This is a genomic window from Polaromonas sp. P1_F4, assembly GCF_056405675.1.
Genome location: NZ_JBFUBP010000001.1, coordinates 253,333 through 274,343, shown reverse-complemented (window position 1 = coordinate 274,343; position 21,011 = coordinate 253,333). Strand labels below are relative to the sequence as shown.

Sequence of the window (21,011 nt, the reverse complement as noted above, 5' to 3'; positions counted from 1 at the left end):
ATGAGAAGTGAATCGCTGCCGCATTCAGCCGCACGAGAACGCGAGGGGCGCTATATCTACCTTGCGTGTCCCTGGACGCCCAAAGGCGGCGGCATGTTCAAGGTCGCGGACTACCTGATTCAGGCCCAGGCGTTTTCCGCCCCTGCGGATGCGGCGGAACTCCGTCCGCTTGACACCCGCGGCGGCGCCAACGCGCTGTATTCACTTTGGGTGCTGGCAACTGCCATGGCCAGAATAATGCGCGGAAAACTCAACGGCCGGCTGGCGGGTGTCCATGTGAACATGGCCGAGCGGTTGAGCCTCTTTCGCAAGAGCGTGATCATCATTGTCTGCCGCGCCCTCGGTATTCCGGTGGTGCTTCATTTGCACGCTGCGCAGCTGCATCATTTCTACCGGTCGTTACCCCGTCCGCTGCAGATGCTGACGCGCTGGGTATTTTCACTGCCGGCCAGTTGCGTGGTGCTGGGATCATCCGCACGACGTTTTGTGGTCGAAGAACTCGGCGTGCCGGCCAATCGCGTGGAGATCGTTATCAACGGTGTTCCCGAACCTACCCATGCACGGCGCATAGCCTCGGAACAAATCGTGCAGCGCGTGCTCTTTTTGGGAAACCTGTCGGAGCGCAAGGGGGTATCGGATCTTTTGCAGGCGCTGACACTCCCGGGATTTGATGCCTCACGAACCGAAGTGATTCTGGCCGGCGGCGGCGATATCGAAGCCTACCGGATAAAGGCAAAGCAACTGGGCATCGAAGCACTGCTTGATTTTGCCGGCTGGTCCGACCAGCAGCAGGTCGCACGCCTGATGGCTCGCGCCGATGTCCTGGTATTGCCTTCTTACGACGAGGGTTTGCCGCTGGTCATCCTGGAGGCCATGGCCAACGGCGTTGCGGTGGTCTGCAGCCCGGTAGGCGAAATACCTTCCGTGTTGACCGATGGCGTCAATGCCTGCTTCGTGCAGGCCGGTGACGCGGCCGGTATTGCCAGGAGCCTGCAGCGGGTGCTGAACGAGCCTGCGCTGAGGACGTCACTGGAGCGCAACGGCCGGGCACTTTATGAACAGAATTTTTCCCTTACCCGTTTCTTTGCCAGCGTTGCACGTATCCACCAGCGCAATTTCGGCGTAGCAGCCCAACCGCTGCGCACCACCGCCAAATTTGTCCCGGACACCCACCTATGATCACGCAGGCCAATGACATTCAGGCCGGCAGCCGCCTTCAGGCGGACGTCTGCGTAGTGGGTGGCGGCCCCGCGGGCATTGCATTGGCGCTCACCTTGTCGGAGCAAGGGCATTCCGTGCTTCTGCTGGAGTCGGGGCAGGTGCAGGCGCACGCTCCCACCCAGTCGCTCTGCGAAGGAGAGGTCGCGGATGAGCGGCTGCACAGTCCGCCCGGCAAATATCGCCAGCGGCGTCTTGGGGGATCCACCGCGATCTGGGGCGGACGCTGCATGCCCTTCGACCCGATTGACTTCGAGACCCGTAGCTACATCCCGCACAGCGGTTGGCCACTGTCTTACGAAGATCTGCTCCCCTACTACCCGCGTGCCAATGCCCTCGCGGAAGCCGGGCGGTTCATTTATGACGCGGGTAACGCCCTGGAGCCGGAGATCGGTCCGATGATTGCAGGGTTCGACAGTTCGCGCGTGCTGACCAATGGGCTGGAGCGGTTTTCCTGTCCCACGCATTTCGGCAATCGCTATGCACGGCGGCTTGAGCTGGCGCCCAATATCCAGGTACTGCTGGGAGCCAACTGCACTGCAGTGCGGCTGCACGCCGACGGAAGGGCCGTCCGGGAACTCGAGGTACGCACCCTGGCAGGAACACACTTTTGGGTGACTCCGAATACCACGGTACTGGCCATGGGCGGACTCGAAACGGCGCGTTTGTTACTGGCGTCGCGGGATGTCGTTCCGCAAGGTGTCGGCAACCAGCATGATGTGGTGGGGCGCTACTACATGTGCCACATCGCCGGGAATGTCGGCACCCTGACCGTTCATGGGCCCGTCAGCAATGTGCGGCACGGCTATGAAATTTCCCCGGAAGGCATCTATTGCAGGCGCAGGCTGTCTGTGGCCGCCCACGAGCAAAGGCGCCTGGGCCTTGCCAATGCAGTCGCCCGCCTGCACTTCCCGCGCATCACCGATCCGGTGCATCGCAACGGGGTGTTGTCGGGGCTGTTCCTGGCCCGCAAACTGATCAGCTACGAATATGGAAAGCGGCTCAACGATGGCCATGCCCCCACGGCAGGGACTTACGCCCGCCACCTCCTCAATGTGGTGGCCGACCCACTGGACACCACGGCTTTCCTGGCCCATTGGCTGGCCAGGCGCTCCTTCGCTGAACGCAAATTCCCGTCGGTGATTCTGCGCAACCGCACCAACCGCTTCAGCCTTGAAGTTCATGGTGAGCAAATACCCCAGGCCCACAGCCGGGTCACACTTGCCGGCACTGTCGATGCGCTGGGCATGCCTCGCCTGAAGGTGGATTGGCGCTACAGCCAGGCGGACATCGACTCCGTCCGCAAAACCCTGGACGTGATGGCTGAAGAATTCGCGCGCAGTGGAAAGGCCCACTTCGACTACAACCGCCAGACCCTTGAGGACGACCTCGTGCGCTTCGGCGCCTACGGAGGGCATCACATCGGCACCGCGCGCATGGGCGATGACGTGCGCACCAGCGTGGTCAATGCCGACTGCCAGGTTCACTCAGTGCACAACCTGTTTGTAGCCGGAAGCGCCGTTTTCCCTACGTCAAGCCAGGCCAATCCGACTTTGACCCTGATTGCCATGTCGCTCCGACTGGGCGACACGCTGTCGCATCGCTTGCGTGCAGAGCGAGCACCGGTCCAGTTGAAGGAGGCCGCATGAAGGTGCTGGTATTGGGAGGTTCAGGCCACATCGGCAGGCGCCTGCTGGAAATGCTGCACAGCACTTCGTGGGCAACCCCCACCGGCGCATCCAGGCGAAAAAAAACTTCGGAAGGCGCAAAAAAGTTGCAGGCCGAATGGCTGGAACTGGACACCCGAGACGCCGGGCAACTTGCGGTGGCACTAAAAAACTTCGATGCGGTTGTTAACTGCGTGGCGGGCGATGCAGCGTCGATTTCTGAAGGCATGCACGTCCTGGTCGACGCCGCGCTCAAGGCAAACTGTCCGCGCATTGTTCATTTGAGCACCATGTCGGTTTATGGCCCTGCAGAAGGCCTTATCCGTGAGGGTGCGCCACATGATCCCAGCCTGGGTTGGTACGGCCGTGCCAAGTGCGAAGCGGAAACCAGTCTGGAGGAATTTGCTCGTCGCGGCGGTACAGCCGTGATGCTGCGGCCAGGCTGTGTTTTTGGTCCTGGCAGTGAACTCTGGGTCGGACGCATCGGCCGATGGCTTCAGTCCGGGCGTCTTGGCGACCTTGGCATCGCAGGCGATGGTTGGTCCAATCTTGTCCACGTGGACGACGTTTGCCAGGCTCTGCTGGTTGCACTGCAGCTGCCGGTGGCTCCAGGCGAGTTGCCGGCTTTCAATCTGGCTGCGCCGGACAGTCCTCGCTGGAACGACTACTTTGTCGACCTGGCTATCGAAATCAAGGCAACGCCGGTGAAACGCATCGGCCGGCGCCAGCTGAGCGTGGACTCCTGGGTAGGTGGCCCGCCACTCAAGGCAGCTCAGCGGGCCTTGAAATTTCTTGGCATCACCGGCCGGCGGCTTCCCGATGCGTTGCCACCGGGATTGCTCCGTTTGTGGTCTCAGCACATTCAACTCGACTCGCAGGCAGCAACGGAACAATTGGGATTGGCGTGGACACCTTATCGCACCGGTGTGCATGGCTCGGCCCGGTGGTTCCGTACCGGGGCATCAACCAGCGGCCAAACCATGGAAAAAATAGTATGCCTTCCCTGAAAGCCGATATTCACCGGAAATTTGGACGATCCGACGGGCACCTGGCATTGAAAGGCGCCCTTCTGGATCCGGCATTTCGTGTGGTGGTCACCTTGCGTCTTTGCCAGGCAGCCCAGCAACTGTCGCCTGCATGGCGCTGGTTCGCGATGGTTCCTGCACAGCTGCTGTACCGACTGACAAGCCAGCTGGCGGGGATCGAAATACCCTGGCGAACCGCCATTGCGCCCGGTCTTGCCCTCACCCATGGCCGCGGCATCGTCGTCAACGTGAATGCACGTATCGGCAGCAACGTCACGCTGTTTCATGGCGTAACGATCGGGCAGCGGGATTACATTGACAGCCAGGGCCAGCGGAACACCGTTTACCCGGTCATTGAAGACGATGTGTGGATCGGCCCGCATGCGATTGTGGTGGGCGGTGTGACCGTGGGGAAAGGCAGCAGGATTGCCGGCGGAGCGTATGTCTTTGAGAACGTTCCCCCCTACAGCGTAGTGATGGGCAATCCCGGGCAGATTGTTAAAACCAACTGCACACCGGATGTGGATAACCGCTACGTACCGACATCCGTGGACGAAGAAAACCGGCACTTGCGGCCGCAACGTCAATCGCTCGCAGTGAATGCCGGATCAGCGTCGGTTCAGCGAGGCCAGGCGCAAGGCCCGCGTTAAGAATAGCGGATTGCCTATCACGTAGCGCTGAAACAACCGGCGCGGCTCCAGCGCCAGGCGAAACAACCACTCCAGACCGGCTCGCTGCATCCAAATCGGTGCGCGCGGTGTTTTTCCGCCCAGAAAGTCAATGATGGCTCCGCCACAAACGATCAGGCAGGGGAAATCCAGCAAGGCGCGCAGCCTGGCCGCCACTTCCTCCTGCCGGGGCATTCCCATGCCGAGCACGATCAGCGCCGGTTGATGTTGAACTGCCAGCAGGGCGTATGCCTCTACATCCAGGAAGCCATCGGCTGCAATGAGCTGGCTGTGGGGAGCCAGTTCTTGCTGCACACGCAGCCGGCCCTTGGCCAGATAGGGGTCACGCGTACCGAACAACGCAATGCGGCGGCCGTCAAACGCCCGGATCAATTGCGGAATGAAGTCCGTTCCATTGAGATTAAGGCCGGGCTGCATCCGCAGCAATTTAAACAGCGTTGCCATGCCGGAGCCATCCCTGAGCACCAGGTCGGCCGAACGCATTGCCTCAAAAAAAGGAACCGATGCCACCATGGAATTCATCGCATGAGCATTGGCGAAAGCCAGTACCTGCGGCCTTGCAGGATGGCTAAGGGATGCCAGCAGCGCCTGGCTGTCGACAGGGCTTTGCACCCGTTCAATCTTTTCCACCAACAGCGACCAGCGCTGGCGCCAGTCAGCAGGGCTATCAAAGGAAGAAGAACTCAGCATGGCGTCACCCATCCGGTCTGCGGCATGACAAAATCGTAGTCATGTCGAACACCGCAACCCCCGGCAATCCCCTGCGCACCCTTCGCATCCTGGCGGGAATCACCGTCGTCCTGACGGCCACAGCGCTTTACATACTTGGCGCGCAGCCTGTCGCCGTTGGGCTGTTCCCTTCGCCCTGGGACAAATTGGCGCACCTGCTTGTCTTTGGCATGGTGGGCGCGGCTGCCGGTATTGCAAGCGGCACGCGCGGCTGGCGTGTGGCGCTTTGCTGCGTAGCGAGCGCCGTCATGGTGGGTGCCATGGATGAGTTGCATCAGGCTTTCCTGCCGGGCCGGGCAGCCAGCTGGTCTGACCTGGCAGCGGACGCCGCAGGCGGATTTCTGGGAGCCGCCACGCTTGAGGCCGCCTACCGGCTGGGGGCTGGCCGCTTCTTCAAGCATCGTTAAGCACGGAGCCCACCAGAGCCACGCCGAACTCCCGCAGACTGTGGGTGAAACGGGTCATTTGCGGCATGGAACTCATGTTCTGCCTCGCCACAACCAGAGCAGCCCCTGCGCGGACGGCCACCGTGTGCGCATCGGCACATTCGCTGGCAGGCGGTGTGTCGATGATGATGACGTCAAAGTCTTCGCCCAATGATTGCAACAGTTTGGAAAACTCCTGCCGTCCAAGCAGCTCCTGTGGATTAGGCGGAATGACCCCCGCAGGCAGCACCGACAGATCCTGCAAGGCCGGTATGCTGATGACCGCTTCCGGCCCGGCGCGGCCAGCGAGCATGTCAGACAGGCCCGCAGTCGCCCCAAGGTTAAAAAGCTGGTGCTGCCGTGGCGTCCGCATATCCGCGTCGACCAGCAAAGTACGCTCCCCGAGCTGTGAAAACACAATGGCCAGGTTAGCTGCGATATAGCTGCGCCCTTCTTTCGCTCCGGCGCTGACAATCGCCAACCCCCGGCGCTCGGCCCCGGTGTCAAACCAGCGCAACATCAACTGGCTTCGCAGCGCGCGCAACTGTTCTACCGGCTGGCTGCCCGGCTGGTACGCCGCCACCAGCTCCCGGCTGAGCTTGGTTTCATTCGCAAGGTAGGGGTAGTCAAACTGGACCGAGAGGGCAAAACGCACATCGTCGTCACTCAGCAGGCCCAGGGCTTTGCCGGAATCGCCAAAGCGCAAGCCACGGTCCCGTTGAAAATGGAGAATACGTTCGGCATCCGGCGGCGACAGCCGACCTGCGTCCACCAGGATTGTCCCCATGGAGCGGCCGGCACCCGTGGCCGGTTTGCTGGGAACTGTCAGGGGAACTGATCGTATCGTCGGAGCGTTGTTTCTATTCATGCTGTCCCTCCATTGCCTAGCATCAGGCGGCGCGACCCGGGAAGCCTGCCGCTTCCTCCATCCGAAGAAATGCTTGCCAACACAGGCAGGCCCAATATCTGCACAAGGTCTTCGGCAGAGCGCACGCGGCGGTTGGCCAGTTCCAGCAGCAATCCGCATGCAATGCCGAGCAACGTCCCGCCAAAAGCAGCGACCAGCAGATTCACCAGCAGTTTCGGGCTCGAAGGGTTGACAGGAGGCGTTGCCATGTTCAGCCGCACAACATTGGTCTGGTTGCTCAGGCTCTGGAGGCGTGTCTGCGATGCACTCTGGCTGACAGCCTCAAAAGCGCGCTGGGCCGACTCGACATCGCGGCGATATACATTGAGCTCGTCCCGCTGCTTGTTCAGTTCGAGGACACGCGCTTTCTGTGCACCCACCGCGGCCTGCAGTTCACGCTCCCGGTCTTTGCCCACGCGGTAGGTTGTTTCGATGGATGCTGTGATGCGTGCAGTTTCGGTTGCCAGCCGGCTTTTCACAGCGGCCAGTTCGGATTCAGCGCGTTGCCGCTCAGGGTGATTAGCCCCGAGGCGCACACTGATTTCCTGTACCTTGGCCTCCAGCCGCGAAAGATCGGCCTTCAGGCCATTGATCAGGGGACTCTGCATGACTTCAGCGACGGTATCTCCGCGGGAGCTGCGTTTGCTCTGGCTGTCGGTAGTCTCGCCCTGCACAGTCGTGAGCTGGGAAGAAATTTCCCCCAGCTTCGCAGTCTCGTAGTCCACACGCTCGTCACTGCTGACAATACCGGCCTTCTGCTGGTACTCCGACAGGCGCGCCTGAGCCTCCTCAAGTTTCGCGCGAGATGCCTTGGTCTGGTCATCAAACCATTCGGCGTAGATCTTGGCAGGTTCCGTCTTTAGCGACAGGTTGGTATCGAGATAGGCCTGGGCAAAAGTATTGGCCGTAGTGGCGGCGACATCCGGATCGCTGCCCTTGTAGGTGATGTTGATCACGTTGCTTTCGCGCGCGGGCCGCACATCCAGGCCCTTCTGCAGGGACTCGGCCAGCCAGCTCTCAAGCGACCCGCGTCCGTCGGTGGCCTCAAGCCAACGGGCTTTGGTGCGTGGGTCTTCATCCAGCTTGAGCATTTTCACCACGCGCTGGGCCACACGGTCACCACCGATGATGTCCACCTGGGTCGCCATATAGCTGGGTGCAACCAGGCCGGGCAAGGCCGCGCCGCCGGCAACCGGATCAGGGGAGCGCACGTCAACCAGTACGGCGGCCTGGGCGGTGTACTTGCGCGGAAGCGCTAGGCTGACGGCCAGCGCTGCCAATATGGCCACCAGCATGACGAGCACAACAACCCGATAACGTGCCCGCAGGATCAGCAGGAATTGATGGAGTGTCATGATTTAAAAGAGGCTTTCACGAACATAAATCACATCCTCGGCGCGAACGGGGTCGGTGAGCCGGGGGGTTGTTTCCACGACCTTCCCCGCCGCGTCGCGGCGATGCAGGCGCAGCCGGTTTTCGCTGCCGCGCACCGTGGGTCCGCCGCCCTGGGCAAGCGCTTGCATCACGGTCATGCCCCGCTCAATGCGATACGGTCCGGGGCGCTGTGCCTCGCCGTAGATATAAAACATCGGCGCCTTGTTGACATACAGCGTGTCTCCGCCCGCCAGCACAATGTCTTCATCTGATTTCTCGTTCAGAAAGAGTGCCGGGATATCAATCACTTTCCGAAACGGCTTACCCTCACGCTGGCCGGTCAGGATCAGTACATCGTCACCCGTAGGGGTCACACCGCCGGCAGCAGCCAGCATGTCGCTGACACGGGTGTTGAATGTTTCCAGGGGGAAACGGCCCGGGCGGCTTACCTGCCCCAGCACGGCGACCTGATTGCCCCGTACCTGCCGCAAGACGATGTTGACCTGCGGTACCTTGACGAAACCGCCGGTGCGCAAGGCATCTGCAATCTTCTTCTCGGCCTCTCCAATCGTCAGGCCGCCCAGTTGAACGCTGCCAATCAGGGGATAGCTGATCACGCCGCTTTCAGATACCCGTGCGTCGACCGAGAGGTCCGGACTCTGGTACACCTGCACGCCAATGGCATCGCCGGCGCCGAGGCGATAGTCCTGGTTGGTCGGCACAGCCGCCGCTCCGGCTGCAGCCGGGGCCACAGGCGCAACCGGAGCCGTCACTGCAGCAGACTGACTTGGTGCGGCCGGCTGGGCGAACGCGGGAACCGTCATCGCCAGAAGCAAGGCCAATAAGACCGGAGGAAAGTTACGAATCATGAATTTCATCTTGTTGTCGCCTTTTCGGAAAGCAAAATGTCTGTAAAGGGCGCCGCAGGCTGGGGCCACGCCGGCACCTGAAAGCGGGGTTGGTTGAAGGATTCCATCAAAAGCTCGCTTGCGCTGAAAGACCAAAGGCATTGCTGGTGTAGTCAAAACCCGGCTCAGTGGATTTGCGCCTGTCACGCTGCACTGAAGCTATCAACTTGAGGGCACGCAGCGCCTGCCACTCAAGTGCCAGGGAAACCAGATTGCTGGTGTCGTGGCGGTCCGTTGCGGCAAAGCCCGGCAAAGGCCCCCGGAAGTCGCGTGCGCCGTGGTCGTAGCGCAGGCGAACTGCCGTCTTCTCGCTGGGTTTCCAGGTCGGCGCGATAAAGAAGCGATAGCCTTCGTAATAGCTGGCTGTAGAAGTCTGATAGCTGCCCAGTTCCCGCACCAGGCCTCCGGCAAGGCTTGTCTTTGCCGTGATGTTCCAGGTCGCATCAAGCTGGCCGGTAAAACCCGAAAAATCCCGCGCAGCCAATCCATCGTGCTTGCGGTCGAGGTGGGACAAGCGTGCCCGCAGGGTGGTTTTTCCGGTCGGCGCCCAGTCCAGCCGGAACTCGTGTTCGGTATCCGTAAAGCTCCCCGCAAACGTTGGCGACGGTACCCGGCCCGGATAGTCGCCGTTGCCCCGCTTGTAGCGATAAGCCATGGAAGTGTTCGAGGGGAAGACATAGCGTACGCCGCCCTCGGCTCCCCGAATTCGTGAGTCGCCTTCAAAGGTGAAGGGCTGGCTGCTGGTGCTGGTGCGTTCGAAAAGTCCGCCAACCAGCCGCCACGCACCATCGAGCTCGTATTCCGCATCAAACACGGTCGAGCGGTTGGTCCGGCGATTGAGTTGACCTGAGTTCTGGACGTCGGCCGTGTTGTCGACAAATTCCCGCCGGTCGGAGGTCAGGTTGCCGTGCAAGGCCGGCGTAAAACTCCAGCGCCAGGCGGCGGCGTAATTCACCGCGGTGAAATCGAGATTGGAAAAGCGGCTGTAATGATGGTCTTCGACCCCAGCGTCGAGCTCAAATCTCTGAAGCCCGAAAGGCTTGTTTATCTTAAAACCTGCTGTCGTCACCGAAACTGTGTCCGCGCGGTCCGTGGTTCCTATCAATGCCTGGGCATTCGCTGTATCGGACAACCGGAAGACATTGCTGTCGTGCGTGACGGATTGCCCGGCCTTGAACTGAAGGGTGTCAAGCTCATCGGCATGCACCGCCAACGGAAACAGGCTCAACAGCAGGAGCGGAATGGGAAGGAGGTCGCGGTGAGGCATCAGCTGTCCTTTTTTGCTTTTAGTAAGCCGCGCTGTCCTTGAAGACCAGGCGGATCGTTTTCAGAATGATGAAAAAATCGAGCTGCAGCGACCAGTTGCGCAGGTAATCCAGGTCGCAATCGATACGCGACTGCATCTTGTCGAGCGTGTCGGTTTCGCCGCGCTGCCCATTCACCTGAGCCCAGCCGGTAATGCCGGGCCTGACCTTGTGGCGAACCATGTAGCCCTTGATGAGCGAGCGGTACATCTCGTTGTGTGCCACGGCGTGCGGGCGCGGGCCGACGATGCTCATGCGCCCTTGCAATACGTTGATGAATTGCGGTAATTCGTCGAGTGAGGTTTTGCGCAGGAAAGCACCCAGGCGGGTGATCCGCATGTCATTCTTGCGGGCCTGTTGAATCGTGCCACCGTCTTCGGTAACAGCCATGGACCGGAACTTGTAGACCAGAATCTGTTCGCCGTCCAGGCCATAGCGCCGCTGCTTGAAAATTACCGGCCCGGGAGAGTCAAGCTTGACCATGATCCCGATCACCAGCATGACCGGAAAAATCAGCAACAGGATCAGCAGCGACAGCACGATGTCACTGGCCCGCTTCAGCACGCCGCTGACACCCCGGAACGGCGTATCACAGACAGATATCACCGTGACCCCGCAGACCGAATCGCTGCGGCCCTGTATCAGGTCGGTAATGAACATGTCGGGGACAAAATAGATCGACGCTGTGGTGTCCTTCAGGCCATCAAGCACCTGCAGGATGCGCGGCCGTGATGCCATGGGCAAGGACAGATAAATAAACTGGATACGGTGCTGCTTGACGTAAGCCGGAAGGTCCTCAATTTTCCCCACCAGTTGGTAGTCATCCTGCGATTCCCTGCGGTCTTCCCCGCGGTCATCGAAAAAACCCTTCAAATCAATGCCCGAATACGCCGAGCCCGTGATGTGCCGGGCCAGAGAAACGCCCTGCTCGTTCATGCCGACGATGACAGCACCCCGAACCGCCCCCTGCAACTTCAGCAACTGCGGAGCGGCAGCACGCAGGGCCACATGCGCACCCGCCTGGGCAACCGGCGCGACCCATAGCCAGTTAACCAGTACCGTCATGGAAAATTTGTAGAAATATTCGGTGGCAAAACCTGTCAGCAGCAACAAGCCGGCAATCCATATCCAGTGAAATGCAATCTTCGAGAACACCTTCCACACGGGCAAACGCAATTGGGAGGTACCGGGAAACGTCAGCGAAAACACGATGACCGACAAAATCAAATATGCAGGACGCACCGACCCCTCAAAGTACAAAGCCAGTCCCCAGAGCGAGAACACCAGAACCAGAGGGTCCAGCGCGGCCTCCACTGCGGTGAAAAGATGACTTCGACCCAACCCCATGGAGCGGGGTTCGCGCCGGTTAAGCCATGCCGAGGCTGAATTGAGCGGGTTGACGTCATCCATGCAAGCTCACCCGCGTAATCCTGGAGACAGCCTGGGCCCGGTTAAATACGTTGAGCTTCTGGAATATGCGCTGCATGTGATTCTTCACCGTGTAGCCACTGATGTTGAGGATGGTTCCGATCTCGGCATTGGTTTTGCCCATGGCGACCCAGGCCATGATTTGCGTTTCACGTTCGCTCAGACCGGACGCGTCGTCGGCTCCGTTGCGCACCGTAACGACAGCTTGCGGGTGCTGCTGTGGCAACAGCGCCATCTGCCGCAGCGCGTTATCAATGGCAGGCATCAGCATCCTCATGGCCTTCAGCCCAGACTCCCTGGGAATCTCATCTGCACGGAAAAACGCATACAGGCAGTCCTGGCGCGCCCTTTCGTCATGCATTGCGTGAACGAGCACCGAACGCATGTCCGCCAGGGTATGGGTGAACGAACCCGGCAGGCTCGCATTGCCCAGCAAATATTCGAACTGGCTGAAGTTGAGGAGGCAGGGTTGCCCGCCGGCCGCCACCCAGTGGTCATGAAGCCGGCCAAGCAAAAAGGGCACGCCGTCGGTACCGTCAGCATAGGAACGCACGCCAGGCAGTTCGGAAAGAATGTCGTGCTGGATAACACCTTCCTGAAAGTCGCCCCAGCCCACCATCAGGATGTCATGTGGAAGGAAATATTGGACGTCACCGCGCAACCATTCGAGCAAGTCGGCGTGCCGGGTGATGGCCGTAGCCTGCGTTATCAGCGCCGTATAGTGCGCAGGATCTTCGCTAAAAAGCGGAGCGTGAGATTTCATGCCTTGATATCACTTCCTGTGTTTTGTTCTGCCCCCTGCCTGCGTGTGCAGGCGTGGCAGAAGGGGCCCACTGAGAATCGTCTAGCTTGGTATAAGTCGCAATACCAAAGACGGCACAGTTGATGTAGGAACAAGACGACTCAGTGTAGGGTGGCAGGCATGCAATTGAGATGTCAGACCCGCGCGTATTGGTTGCAACTACGTAACAGCTGTGCGCTTGATGGCAGTTGCTTCGCAAAACGATACGGCTTGCAACAGTTTGCTTTCTTTTGGCGCACGGCCGTGGCTGCTATTGACTACGCTGCGCACATAATTTGTGCACGCAGTTGCGGTGAGCAAGACAGCAAAGAAGCAAGAAGAGGAACGCAAGGCCGATGACAGGTAAGAAAATGAAGCGCAGCATGGAAGTGGATACGGTAAGAGGCATCGCCTGCATCTTGCTGGTTCTGTTTCATGTAGTAGGGGATACGCCCTCAGTGGGCCTGAAGGTTCCGGAGGGGCACTGGCTGCAGATGTTCAATGAAGGGTTGGCCTATATCCGCATGCCGCTCTTTTCTTTTATCTCAGGCTATGTGTATGCATTTCGCCCCTATGAAGGCAATGCTGCTGAGTTCATTAAAGGCAAGGTCCGGCGGCTGCTGCTTCCCCTGATTACGGTGGGAACTATTTTTGCCGTCGTGCAGGCCTTCACGCCAGGCGCCAACTCATCGGTCAGTCAGTGGTGGCTGCTGCACATTGAACCCGTGGGGCACTTCTGGTTTCTTGAAGCGCTTTTTATTGTCTTCCTGGTCGTTCTGTTGCTAGAACACTTCAACGCGCTTTCTACTGCGGCCGGATTTGCGGTGGCCTGGGCACTCAGCGCGGTGCTGTTTGACTACTTCAGCCCACCCAACTATTTCGCAGCCCGCGGCGCCGTTTACCTTTTGCCTTTTTTCCTGGCCGGGCTTGCCTGCAAACGATTTGACATCGGGACGCCAAAGGCCCGGCTTGTGGCAGCGGCAGTATTTATTTGCGCCGCTACCGGGGCCATGCTTTTTCCGCAATTTTCCGAGCAGGGAAGTTCTGTCGCCGCACTGGCGCTCGGCGTCTCAAGCGCCTTTCTTCTTTTGCGGAGTGGCTGGAGTTTCGCGCCCCTGGCCTACATTGGATCCTTCTCATTTGCAATTTACCTGCTGCATGTTTTTTTTACGGCTGCGAGCCGTATCGCCTTCAGGAAGCTGGGTATCACGGACACGTATGTCCTGATGACACTGGGACTCGCCGCCGGAATTGCCGGCCCCGTCGCATCCGCGCTGCTCATCAGCCGGCACGCAGGCCTGAACCTGTGGCTCCTGGGAACTGTGCCTGGTAAACCGAAAACCAACCCAAAGACAGTAGTGGCCTGACATATCGGGCGCGGGCCAAGGCCTATTCCTTTCTGGCGCCAGCTCATCTTTGACGGCAGCACATCAGCACCCTGTCACGCCTCTTGCAACCCAGCCGATCTGCCTGCTGACCGGAAAGGCTTGTTCAACGCACGCCTGGCTGGCGGCCCTTCGTTCGAACTAAACTGCCTGACGCACCAAAAGCAAACCGGCAAACGGATCGGTGCGGGCATGCGGGCGGACAACCCGCAAAAGACAGAGAGACAACATATCCATGAATATCGTCATTACCGGCGGCGCCGGATTTCTCGGGGCCAGGTTGGCTCAACAGCTTTTGGATATCGGCCAACTGACCCTCGCGGGGAGCACGCCGCAAACCATCCAGAAATTGACACTGGTTGACAGGGTCGCGCCGCCGGCAACGCTTTTAGCGGACAAGCGCGTTCGAGCCGTCATCGGCGATCTGAACCAGCTGCTGGAAAAAAGCGACCCGCAGGTCCTCGTGGTAACGGAAAAGGACGCTCTCGTATTTCATCTGGCGGCGGCAGTCAGCGGTGAATGCGAAGCGGACTTCGACCTTGGCATGCGCAGCAATGTCGACGCTACGCGTGCACTGCTGCAGGCGTGTCGTGCCCTGAAAACATCGCCCACCGTCGTATTCGCCAGCTCGCTCGCAGTGTTTGGGAATTCACCCGAGCAACCACTCCCGGCGGTCATTGACGACAGAACGCTGCCCACACCGCAGAACAGCTACGGCATCCAGAAATTCATCGGTGAACAACTGGTGGCTGATTACGCGCGCAAGGGTTTCATGCGCGGCCGCAACGTACGCCTGATGACCGTGAGCGTGCGGCCCGGAAAACCCAACGGTGCGGCATCAAGCTTTCTCAGCGGCATGATCCGGGAACCCTTGGCGGGAACGAGGGCGCAGTGCCCTGTCCCTCCCGAAACGGCCGTGGCTCTTGCGTCACCCGGCCGGACGGTTGAGGGATTGATTCGCGCTGCGCAAGCCAGCGACATCGAATGGGGTGCCCGCACAGCCGTCAATCTGCCGGCCCTCAAGACCACGGTCGGCGAAATGGCGCAAGCCCTGGCACGGGTGGCAGGAAAGGACGCGGCGGATTTGATCGACTGGGTGTACGACCCTGTCATCGCAAGAATCGTGGGCAACTGGCCTGCCGATATCGACGCAGCACGCGCGCGGTCGCTGGGCCTGCTGCCTGACAGTGATTTTGAAAGCATCATCGCGGCGTATTTAAGCGAAAACCCGCGCATGACCGCTGATGCATCGCGGCAATAATGCGTGTGCTTATGGTCGAAAAATCCTGATGCAGGACCGGCCCCAGTCGTCCACAGGATTTCCGGTCCGATCACCCAACGGAGACAAACAACATGAAGCTTTCAAAACTGATTATCGGCATGACGCTCGCAGCGGGATTCATGGCGTCTGCAAATGCACAGACCACCATGAAAATCAGCATTTCCACGGCCCAGAATTCGCATCAGGGCATTGCCATCGACACCTTTGCCAAAGAAGTCGAGAAACGAACAGCAGGCCGCTACAAAGTCCAGACCTTCTATAACGGCGCCCTGGGCGGCGAACGCGAATCCATCGAGGCCGTGCAGCTGGGCACCCAGGAGCTGGCCTTCTCCTCCACCGGCCCCGTGCCCAACTTTGTCCCCGAGACCAAGATCCTCGACGTTCCCTTCCTGTTCCGGGACAAGGCGCACGCACGCGCCGTGCTGGACGGCCCCATCGGCCAGAATCTACTGACCAAATTCGATGCCAAGGGCTTTAAGGCGCTGGCCTGGGCCGAGAACGGCTTTCGCCACATGACCAACAGCAAGCGGGACGTGAAAGTTCCGGAGGACCTGAAGGGACTGAAGATGCGTACCATGGAAAATCCGGTGCACATCGCCGCCTACAAAGGCCTGGGCATCATCACCACGCCCATGGCCTTTCCCGAAGTGTTCACGGCGCTGCAGCAAGGCACGGTCGACGGCCAGGAAAATCCCCTGTCTGTGATCATGTCCGCCAAGTTCGACCAGGTGCAAAAGCACCTTTCACTGACCGGTCACGTTTATTCACCCTGTATTTTTGTCATGAACAAGGCAGCTTTCGACAAGCTCAGCGCCGGCGACAGGACGGCATTCATTGACGCTGCCAAGGAAGCGACCAAGGCGAACCGGGCCCGCGTGGACCAGGACGATGCCAACGGTGTAGCCGAGCTGCGCAGCAAGGGCATGACCGTGATCGAAAACGTTGACAAGGCGAAGTTCGTGGCAACCCTGGCGCCGGTCAATGCTGAATTTGAAAAGCAATTCGGCAAAGCCAACATCGACGCGATCAGGAACTACAAGTAAACCGTTCCGCAACTATTTGCTACATTATTTGTAGCTGCTCGCGCCCGCCACCATTGGTCTGCGGGCGTTTTCATTGAAAATCCTCTCACGTATTGGTGCCGCCATGAAACAAGCCTTTCTTCAACTTGAACGGTGGACCACCGGTTTCTCCATGCTGGTGGCCTGCCTGATGCTGGTCATCGCATCGGGGCTCGGCGTGTTCCAGATCCTGACGCGTTTTGTCTTCGAGCAGCCTGCAGAGTGGAGTGAAATCCTGATCCGCCTCAGCCTGATCTGGATGGTCTTTATGGGAATTCCCATGGCTTTCCGCCAGGGCGCCATGGTCAGCGTGGACGTGCTCTATCGCTGGAGCCCACCCCGCATCCGGCGGGTGCTGGACTGGCTGGTCTGCCTCGCCGCCCTGCTCCTCGTCGCAGTCATCGTCTGGTGGGGCTGGGACTATTCCCTTCGCGGGCGTGTGCAGTCCATGGCCGGCCTTGAATCCATTTCCATGTTTTGGGGCTATGTGGCCATGCCTGTCGGCGGCATGTTCTGCGTGATGGGCATCATCGGCAACCTGATCGACCCACAGCGCAATGAACTGGAGACAGCTCAATGAAAACCCAAGATGGATTTCACCCCGTTCAAGCAGGGGCCGCGGAACCGGCTTTGCCGGGCCGCAGGCGCAGCGGCCCCCTCGGGGGGCAGCGCATTACACGAAGTGAAAAGCGTGGGGGCCAAGTATGACCGCGGTAATGATTTCCACCATGGTGTTGTGTTTTGCACTCACCGTATCGGTCGCCGTGTCCATCGGGCTGGCATCCATCTTCGGTATCCAGGCATCCAACGCCAACATGCTGATCTCCGTCAAGGAGATGTTCTCCTCGATCAACAAGTTTCCGCTGGCCGCGATCCCCTTCTTCATCCTGGCCGGCAACCTGATGGAAACCGGCGGCATCTCGCGGCGGCTTGTCGAGTTCGCCAAAAGCATTGTGGGCGGCGTCCAGGGCGGCCTGCCCATGACCTGTGTGTTGACCTGCATGATCTTCGCCGCGGTGTCCGGCTCCTCCGTGGCCACCACCTTCGCGATTGGCGCCATCCTGATCCCGGCGCTCATCAAGCACGGCTACCCCACCGCCTACGCCGCAGCGCTGCAGGCCACCAGCGCCGAGTTGGGCGTGATCATTCCGCCTTCCATCCCCATGATTCTTTACGGCGTAAGCGCCGAGGTTTCGATCGGCGAACTCTTCATTGCCGGCTTCGGCCCGGGGCTGCTGATCGGTGGTGCGTTGATGCTCTTCGTCCACCTGTATTGCCGCTGGAAAGGCTGGGGCAAACAGGACGGCGACGGCCGCCTGAGCTTTGGCAAGGCGACCTGGCAGGCAGGTTGGGCGCTGCTGATGCCGGTGATCATTCTGGGCGGGATTTACGGCGGAATTTTCACGCCGACCGAAGCCTCTGCCGTGGCGGTGTTTTATGCGCTGGTCGTGGGCATCGTGATCTACCGCGAGATCAAGCCGGCCGACCTGTACGTCATTCTGCGCAAATCGGTGCTGTCCAGTGCCGTGATCATGTTCATCATCGCCAATGCCGGGTTGTTCGCCTTCCTGATCACGCGGGCCGGCGTGCCGGACGCCATAGGCCACTGGCTGGAAGCCGTGCTGCAGTCGCCCGCCCTCTTCCTGTTGGGCGTCAACGCGGCGCTGTTCATCATCGGCATGTTCATTGAAACCAGCGCCGCCATCATCGTGCTGGCGCCCATCCTGGCGCCAGTGGCCGTGCATTTCGGCATTGACCCGGTGCACTTCGGGCTGGTGATGGTGGTCAACCTTGCGCTGGGCATGATCACGCCGCCATTCGGTGTGAACCTGTTTGCAGCCTGCACCGTCGCCAGGATATCGCTGGACCGCATCGTGACCCACCTGCTCCCGTTTGTACTGGTGATACTGGCTTGCCTGATGGTGATCACTTACGTACCGCAGCTGTCCCTTGGCCTGCGCGATCTGGTCTACGCCAAATAGCTATTTTTTCGGACGGGGTTTCACGCCCTTGTCATCTACGCAGGCGATGCTTTAGGGCCTGTTAACGCTATTTATGCAAGATGCGTTGCGAGTCAAAAAAGCCATGAGCAAGGCGCAAAACGCAGGCGGGGTGAACCCCGTCAAGGCTTTGCAACGCCGCGCAGGGCCTTTTTGATCGCAACCCGGAGGGAATGGGGTGAGAAAGCCGCCACTCGGCGTTGCTCTCCTAGCCCAGACAGAAGTCTGGGCGTCGTCACGCGCCTTGATTGGCGGCTTTCTCACCCCATTCGCATTTGCATAAATAGCGTTAACAGGCCCTTACTTTCATTTGAGGATGAAATCCATGCAGCTCCATAAAACCGACCGTGCCCGCGCCGAGCTCAAGCCCGGCGTGAGAACGCTAGGCCAGCGCGAGCGCACCCTTCTGCTGATGGCCGACGGCAGCAAGTCTGCCCAGGACTTCCGACCGCTGTTTGAGGGCGACGGCGAAGCCATTGCCCTGCGCCTTTTGCGCGACGGCTTTCTGGAAGCCCATCCCGGCAAGACGTCCGCATCGGCAAAAAACCCTGCGCCTGCACCCGCCCAAACACTCACGCCGGCGCAGTTACAGAACTTTCCCAGCCCCGAAACCACCCAGGCCATTCAGGTCTCTGCCGATCAATTTGAAGGCAAGCGCTCGCTTGCCACAACCCGGATGTTCCTGTTCGACATCTGCGAGCGTATGTTCGCCCGGCGCAACCCGGAGATGGCCGAGCGCTTTCGCGAAGCGCTGCGCAATGCCAAGGACCGCGAGACCATGCTCAGCGCCTCGCGCGAAATGATCGAGGAAATCGAAAAAATCGCGGGCCATGAGCGTGCCGACTCCATCAGCGAGCGGATCGCCATGCTGCTGCCCCAGCATCTGGCCGCCTGATCAAACTGACCGACCGCACAGCCGGTTCCGTTACACTTGCCGGGTCAGGAGAGAGTTTTCCTTAGCGAAAACCGCCGAAGGCGCACGTACACCCAAGGGCACCCCTTGGGCCGCACTGAACGCTCAGGCAAAAGGACTGGCAACCGCCCTGCGGCGCACCACGCGGCAAGGCGTTCCCTACTGGAGAGAGGCCGCCTTTCACGGGCAGCCCACCGAAGGAGCAAGCCTGCATCGCCGGGTGAATCTCTCAGGTAAAGTGGACAGCAGGGGCAACTCATGGTTTTACCTGTTTGCCCCCTGGAGAATGCCTTGTCCGATTCGTCCACCTCTTCTGCCGCCCCCGAAACCCTGCTTAAAACGCCTTTGCACGACCTGCATTTAGAGCTTGGCGCACGCATGGTCCCTTTTGCGGGCTATTCCATGCCGGTGCAATACCCTGCGGGCCTGATGGCCGAGCACCACCACACGCGTCAGGCGGCAGGCCTTTTTGATGTCTCTCACATGGGCCAGCTACGCCTGGTGGGTGCTGATGCTGCAGCCGCCCTTGAATCCCTAATACCCGTCGACGTCATAGACCTGCCCGCCGGCAAGCAGCGCTACGGCCTGCTGCTGAACGACGAGGGCGGCATCATCGACGACCTGATGTTTTTCAACCGTGACTATGCGAACGGCGGCGACCTGTTTGTCATCGTCAATGGCGCGTGCAAGGTGGGTGACATCGCGCACATACAGGCCAAAATCGGCTCGCGCTGCGAAGTCATTCCCATGCCGGAGATGGCGCTCATGGCGCTACAGGGCCCGCAAGCCGTCACTGCCCTGCAGCGGCTGGCCCCGGGTGTCGAGAAACTGGTGTTCATGACCGGCGGACGATTCGACGTGGCCGGCTGCGATTGCTTCATCACCCGCAGCGGCTACACCGGCGAAGACGGCTTTGAAATCTCCGTGCCGGTTTCGCAAGCCGACACACTCGCACGCGAACTGCTCGCGCAACCTGAAGTCAAACCCATCGGCCTGGGCGCGCGCAATTCGCTGCGGCTGGAAGCGGGCCTGTGCCTCTATGGCAACGACATTGACACCACCACCACGCCGGTGGAGGCCAACCTCAACTGGGCCATGCAGAAAATTCGCCGCACTGGCGGTGCACGTGCCGGTGGATTTCCCGGTGCGGAGAAAATCCTGGCACAGCTGGCCGACCCTTCCCTGCTGACACGCAAGCGCGTCGGTTTCATTGCGCTGGAGCGCGTTCCGGTGCGCGACCACACGGAGTTGCAAAGCACCGATGGCGCAGTCATCGGCGAGATCACCAGCGGCCTGTTGGGCCCCACGATCAACCAGCCGGTGGCCATGGGCTATGTCAAACCTGAATTCGCCGCGCTGGGCACACGCGTGAACGCGATGGTGCGCGGCAAGGCCGTACCCATGGAAGTCGCCGCCATGCCTTTTGTTCCCGCCCGCTATTACCGCGGCTAGACCCTGAAGCTGTCACTTCATTTTTTTCACCCCACCACTCAACCCCGGAGAACCTCATGACCGTCAAATACACCGAAGACCACGAATGGGTCAAGATTGAAGGCAACGTTGCCACCGTTGGCATCACCGTGCATGCGCAGGACGCGTTGGGCGACGTGGTGTTTGTGGACCTGCCGGCTGTCGGCACCACTTTCGCCCAGAAAGAAACCGCCGGTGTTGTCGAATCCGTCAAGGCTGCGGCCGACGTGTATATGCCCTTGAGCGGCGAAGTGACCGAAATCAACGAAGCCCTGAAAAACGACCCATCGCTTGCCAACAGCGACCCGATGGGCGCCGGCTGGTTCTTCAAGGTCAAGTTATCTGACCCTTCACAGCTTGACGCGCTGATGGACGAGACCCGTTACACAGCCTTCGCCGCCTGATTTTCTGACCGACTTTTTTTGATTCCTGGCTGCCAAGCCTG

Annotated in this window: 20 protein-coding genes and 2 riboswitches; of the genes, 13 read left to right on the top strand and 7 right to left on the bottom strand. The window is 60.0% G+C overall.

Going from position 1 to position 21,011, the window contains the following annotated elements; genetic code table 11:
- Genes AC1DYQ_RS01350 through AC1DYQ_RS01335 form a run of 4 tightly spaced genes read left to right on the top strand, consistent with a single transcriptional unit; the run spans position 1 to position 4,560 of the window.
- Positions 1–1,179, top strand: coding sequence for a glycosyltransferase family 4 protein (locus AC1DYQ_RS01350; protein ID WP_477685252.1), 1,179 nt, complete (start codon positions 1–3; stop codon positions 1,177–1,179).
- Positions 1,176–2,867 carry an FAD-dependent oxidoreductase gene (locus AC1DYQ_RS01345; protein WP_477685251.1) on the top strand — a complete coding sequence of 564 codons (1,692 nt, stop codon included), beginning with the start codon at positions 1,176–1,178 and terminating at the stop codon, positions 2,865–2,867. Before AC1DYQ_RS01350 ends, AC1DYQ_RS01345 begins: the two co-directional genes overlap by 4 nt.
- Positions 2,864–3,892 carry an NAD-dependent epimerase/dehydratase family protein gene (locus AC1DYQ_RS01340; protein ID WP_477685250.1) on the top strand — a complete coding sequence of 343 codons (1,029 nt, stop codon included), beginning with the start codon at positions 2,864–2,866 and terminating at the stop codon, positions 3,890–3,892. Before AC1DYQ_RS01345 ends, AC1DYQ_RS01340 begins: the two co-directional genes overlap by 4 nt.
- Entirely contained in the window at positions 3,880–4,560 is a 681-nt protein-coding gene (locus tag AC1DYQ_RS01335; RefSeq protein WP_477685249.1) for a serine O-acetyltransferase, read from the top strand. Before AC1DYQ_RS01340 ends, AC1DYQ_RS01335 begins: the two co-directional genes overlap by 13 nt.
- Here AC1DYQ_RS01335 and AC1DYQ_RS01330 read toward each other — a convergent pair.
- Entirely contained in the window at positions 4,519–5,301 is a 783-nt protein-coding gene (locus tag AC1DYQ_RS01330; protein WP_477685248.1) for a WecB/TagA/CpsF family glycosyltransferase, read from the bottom strand. The genes AC1DYQ_RS01335 and AC1DYQ_RS01330 overlap by 42 nt on opposite strands.
- 29 nt (positions 5,302–5,330) lie before the next feature.
- On the opposite strand from AC1DYQ_RS01330, the gene AC1DYQ_RS01325 reads away from it, so the two are divergent.
- Positions 5,331–5,735 (top strand): VanZ family protein, encoded by a 405-nt coding sequence (locus tag AC1DYQ_RS01325; RefSeq protein ID WP_477685247.1) that lies wholly within the window; start codon positions 5,331–5,333, stop codon positions 5,733–5,735.
- Here AC1DYQ_RS01325 and epsG read toward each other — a convergent pair.
- From epsG to epsA, 6 genes are read right to left on the bottom strand one after another with little or no spacing between them, the layout of a single operon-like run.
- Positions 5,722–6,621 (bottom strand): chain length determinant protein tyrosine kinase EpsG, encoded by a 900-nt coding sequence (gene epsG, locus AC1DYQ_RS01320; protein ID WP_477646209.1) that lies wholly within the window; start codon positions 6,619–6,621, stop codon positions 5,722–5,724. The two genes, AC1DYQ_RS01325 and epsG, sit on opposite strands and share 14 nt — an antisense overlap.
- Entirely contained in the window at positions 6,618–8,015 is a 1,398-nt protein-coding gene (gene epsF, locus AC1DYQ_RS01315; RefSeq protein ID WP_477667871.1) for a chain length determinant protein EpsF, read from the bottom strand. The genes epsG and epsF overlap by 4 nt, the downstream gene beginning before the upstream one ends.
- 3 nt (positions 8,016–8,018) lie before the next feature.
- Positions 8,019–9,038 carry a polysaccharide export protein EpsE gene (epsE, locus tag AC1DYQ_RS01310; RefSeq protein WP_477685246.1) on the bottom strand — a complete coding sequence of 340 codons (1,020 nt, stop codon included), beginning with the start codon at positions 9,036–9,038 and terminating at the stop codon, positions 8,019–8,021.
- Positions 9,010–10,209 carry an XrtB/PEP-CTERM-associated polysaccharide biosynthesis outer membrane protein EpsL gene (gene epsL / locus AC1DYQ_RS01305; RefSeq protein ID WP_477685245.1) on the bottom strand — a complete coding sequence of 400 codons (1,200 nt, stop codon included), beginning with the start codon at positions 10,207–10,209 and terminating at the stop codon, positions 9,010–9,012. Before epsL ends, epsE begins: the two co-directional genes overlap by 29 nt.
- A 19-nt stretch (positions 10,210–10,228) precedes the next feature.
- Positions 10,229–11,656 carry an undecaprenyl-phosphate glucose phosphotransferase gene (locus AC1DYQ_RS01300; RefSeq protein ID WP_477685244.1) on the bottom strand — a complete coding sequence of 476 codons (1,428 nt, stop codon included), beginning with the start codon at positions 11,654–11,656 and terminating at the stop codon, positions 10,229–10,231.
- Entirely contained in the window at positions 11,649–12,437 is a 789-nt protein-coding gene (epsA, locus tag AC1DYQ_RS01295) for an XrtB/PEP-CTERM-associated transcriptional regulator EpsA (protein WP_477685243.1), read from the bottom strand. Before epsA ends, AC1DYQ_RS01300 begins: the two co-directional genes overlap by 8 nt.
- Before the next feature lie 389 nt (positions 12,438–12,826).
- On the opposite strand from epsA, the gene AC1DYQ_RS01290 reads away from it, so the two are divergent.
- From AC1DYQ_RS01290 to gcvH, 8 genes are all read left to right on the top strand, one after another.
- Positions 12,827–13,822: an acyltransferase family protein gene (locus AC1DYQ_RS01290; protein ID WP_477685242.1), complete on the top strand. Its 996-nt coding sequence runs from the start codon at positions 12,827–12,829 to the stop codon at positions 13,820–13,822.
- Positions 13,823–14,075: 253 nt separating this feature from the next.
- The gene (gene denD, locus AC1DYQ_RS01285) at positions 14,076–15,101 is read left to right on the top strand and encodes a D-erythronate dehydrogenase (RefSeq protein WP_477685241.1); all 1,026 of its coding nucleotides are present in this window, start codon (positions 14,076–14,078) and stop codon (positions 15,099–15,101) included.
- Positions 15,102–15,193: 92 nt separating this feature from the next.
- On the top strand, positions 15,194–16,165 hold the full coding sequence (locus AC1DYQ_RS01280) for a TRAP transporter substrate-binding protein (RefSeq protein ID WP_477685240.1): 972 nt from the start codon (positions 15,194–15,196) through the stop codon (positions 16,163–16,165).
- A gap of 103 nt (positions 16,166–16,268) precedes the next feature.
- Positions 16,269–16,763 carry a TRAP transporter small permease gene (locus tag AC1DYQ_RS01275; RefSeq protein ID WP_477685239.1) on the top strand — a complete coding sequence of 165 codons (495 nt, stop codon included), beginning with the start codon at positions 16,269–16,271 and terminating at the stop codon, positions 16,761–16,763.
- Between the two features lie 124 nt (positions 16,764–16,887).
- Entirely contained in the window at positions 16,888–18,165 is a 1,278-nt protein-coding gene (locus AC1DYQ_RS01270) for a TRAP transporter large permease (RefSeq protein ID WP_477685238.1), read from the top strand.
- A 343-nt stretch (positions 18,166–18,508) separates the two neighbouring features.
- Complete coding sequence (locus tag AC1DYQ_RS01265; protein ID WP_477685237.1) at positions 18,509–19,078, top strand: hypothetical protein; 570 nt, start codon at positions 18,509–18,511, stop codon at positions 19,076–19,078.
- Positions 19,079–19,113: 35 nt separating this feature from the next.
- Positions 19,114–19,229, top strand: a riboswitch (glycine riboswitch).
- A gap of 19 nt (positions 19,230–19,248) precedes the next feature.
- Positions 19,249–19,352: riboswitch (glycine riboswitch) on the top strand.
- A 35-nt stretch (positions 19,353–19,387) separates the two neighbouring features.
- Positions 19,388–20,548: a glycine cleavage system aminomethyltransferase GcvT gene (gene gcvT / locus AC1DYQ_RS01260; protein ID WP_477685236.1), complete on the top strand. Its 1,161-nt coding sequence runs from the start codon at positions 19,388–19,390 to the stop codon at positions 20,546–20,548.
- A gap of 56 nt (positions 20,549–20,604) precedes the next feature.
- Positions 20,605–20,970: a glycine cleavage system protein GcvH gene (gene gcvH / locus AC1DYQ_RS01255; protein ID WP_477646220.1), complete on the top strand. Its 366-nt coding sequence runs from the start codon at positions 20,605–20,607 to the stop codon at positions 20,968–20,970.
- Positions 20,971–21,011 lie beyond the last annotated feature (41 nt).

Coding starts and splice junctions, on each gene's coding strand:
- AC1DYQ_RS01270 (WP_477685238.1), top strand. CDS start 16,888: ATGACCGCGGTAATGATTTCCACCATGGTGTTGTGTTTTGCACTCACC.
- AC1DYQ_RS01325 (WP_477685247.1), top strand. CDS start 5,331: ATGTCGAACACCGCAACCCCCGGCAATCCCCTGCGCACCCTTCGCATC.
- AC1DYQ_RS01335 (WP_477685249.1), top strand. CDS start 3,880: ATGCCTTCCCTGAAAGCCGATATTCACCGGAAATTTGGACGATCCGAC.
- AC1DYQ_RS01345 (WP_477685251.1), top strand. CDS start 1,176: ATGATCACGCAGGCCAATGACATTCAGGCCGGCAGCCGCCTTCAGGCG.
- denD (WP_477685241.1), top strand. CDS start 14,076: ATGAATATCGTCATTACCGGCGGCGCCGGATTTCTCGGGGCCAGGTTG.
- AC1DYQ_RS01265 (WP_477685237.1), top strand. CDS start 18,509: ATGCAGCTCCATAAAACCGACCGTGCCCGCGCCGAGCTCAAGCCCGGC.
- epsA (WP_477685243.1), bottom strand. CDS start 12,437: ATGAAATCTCACGCTCCGCTTTTTAGCGAAGATCCTGCGCACTATACG.
- AC1DYQ_RS01275 (WP_477685239.1), top strand. CDS start 16,269: ATGAAACAAGCCTTTCTTCAACTTGAACGGTGGACCACCGGTTTCTCC.
- AC1DYQ_RS01280 (WP_477685240.1), top strand. CDS start 15,194: ATGAAGCTTTCAAAACTGATTATCGGCATGACGCTCGCAGCGGGATTC.
- epsG (WP_477646209.1), bottom strand. CDS start 6,621: ATGAATAGAAACAACGCTCCGACGATACGATCAGTTCCCCTGACAGTT.
- epsL (WP_477685245.1), bottom strand. CDS start 10,209: ATGCCTCACCGCGACCTCCTTCCCATTCCGCTCCTGCTGTTGAGCCTG.
- AC1DYQ_RS01290 (WP_477685242.1), top strand. CDS start 12,827: ATGAAGCGCAGCATGGAAGTGGATACGGTAAGAGGCATCGCCTGCATC.
- gcvH (WP_477646220.1), top strand. CDS start 20,605: ATGACCGTCAAATACACCGAAGACCACGAATGGGTCAAGATTGAAGGC.
- AC1DYQ_RS01350 (WP_477685252.1), top strand. CDS start 1: ATGAGAAGTGAATCGCTGCCGCATTCAGCCGCACGAGAACGCGAGGGG.
- AC1DYQ_RS01340 (WP_477685250.1), top strand. CDS start 2,864: ATGAAGGTGCTGGTATTGGGAGGTTCAGGCCACATCGGCAGGCGCCTG.
- AC1DYQ_RS01330 (WP_477685248.1), bottom strand. CDS start 5,301: ATGGGTGACGCCATGCTGAGTTCTTCTTCCTTTGATAGCCCTGCTGAC.
- AC1DYQ_RS01300 (WP_477685244.1), bottom strand. CDS start 11,656: ATGGATGACGTCAACCCGCTCAATTCAGCCTCGGCATGGCTTAACCGG.
- epsF (WP_477667871.1), bottom strand. CDS start 8,015: ATGACACTCCATCAATTCCTGCTGATCCTGCGGGCACGTTATCGGGTT.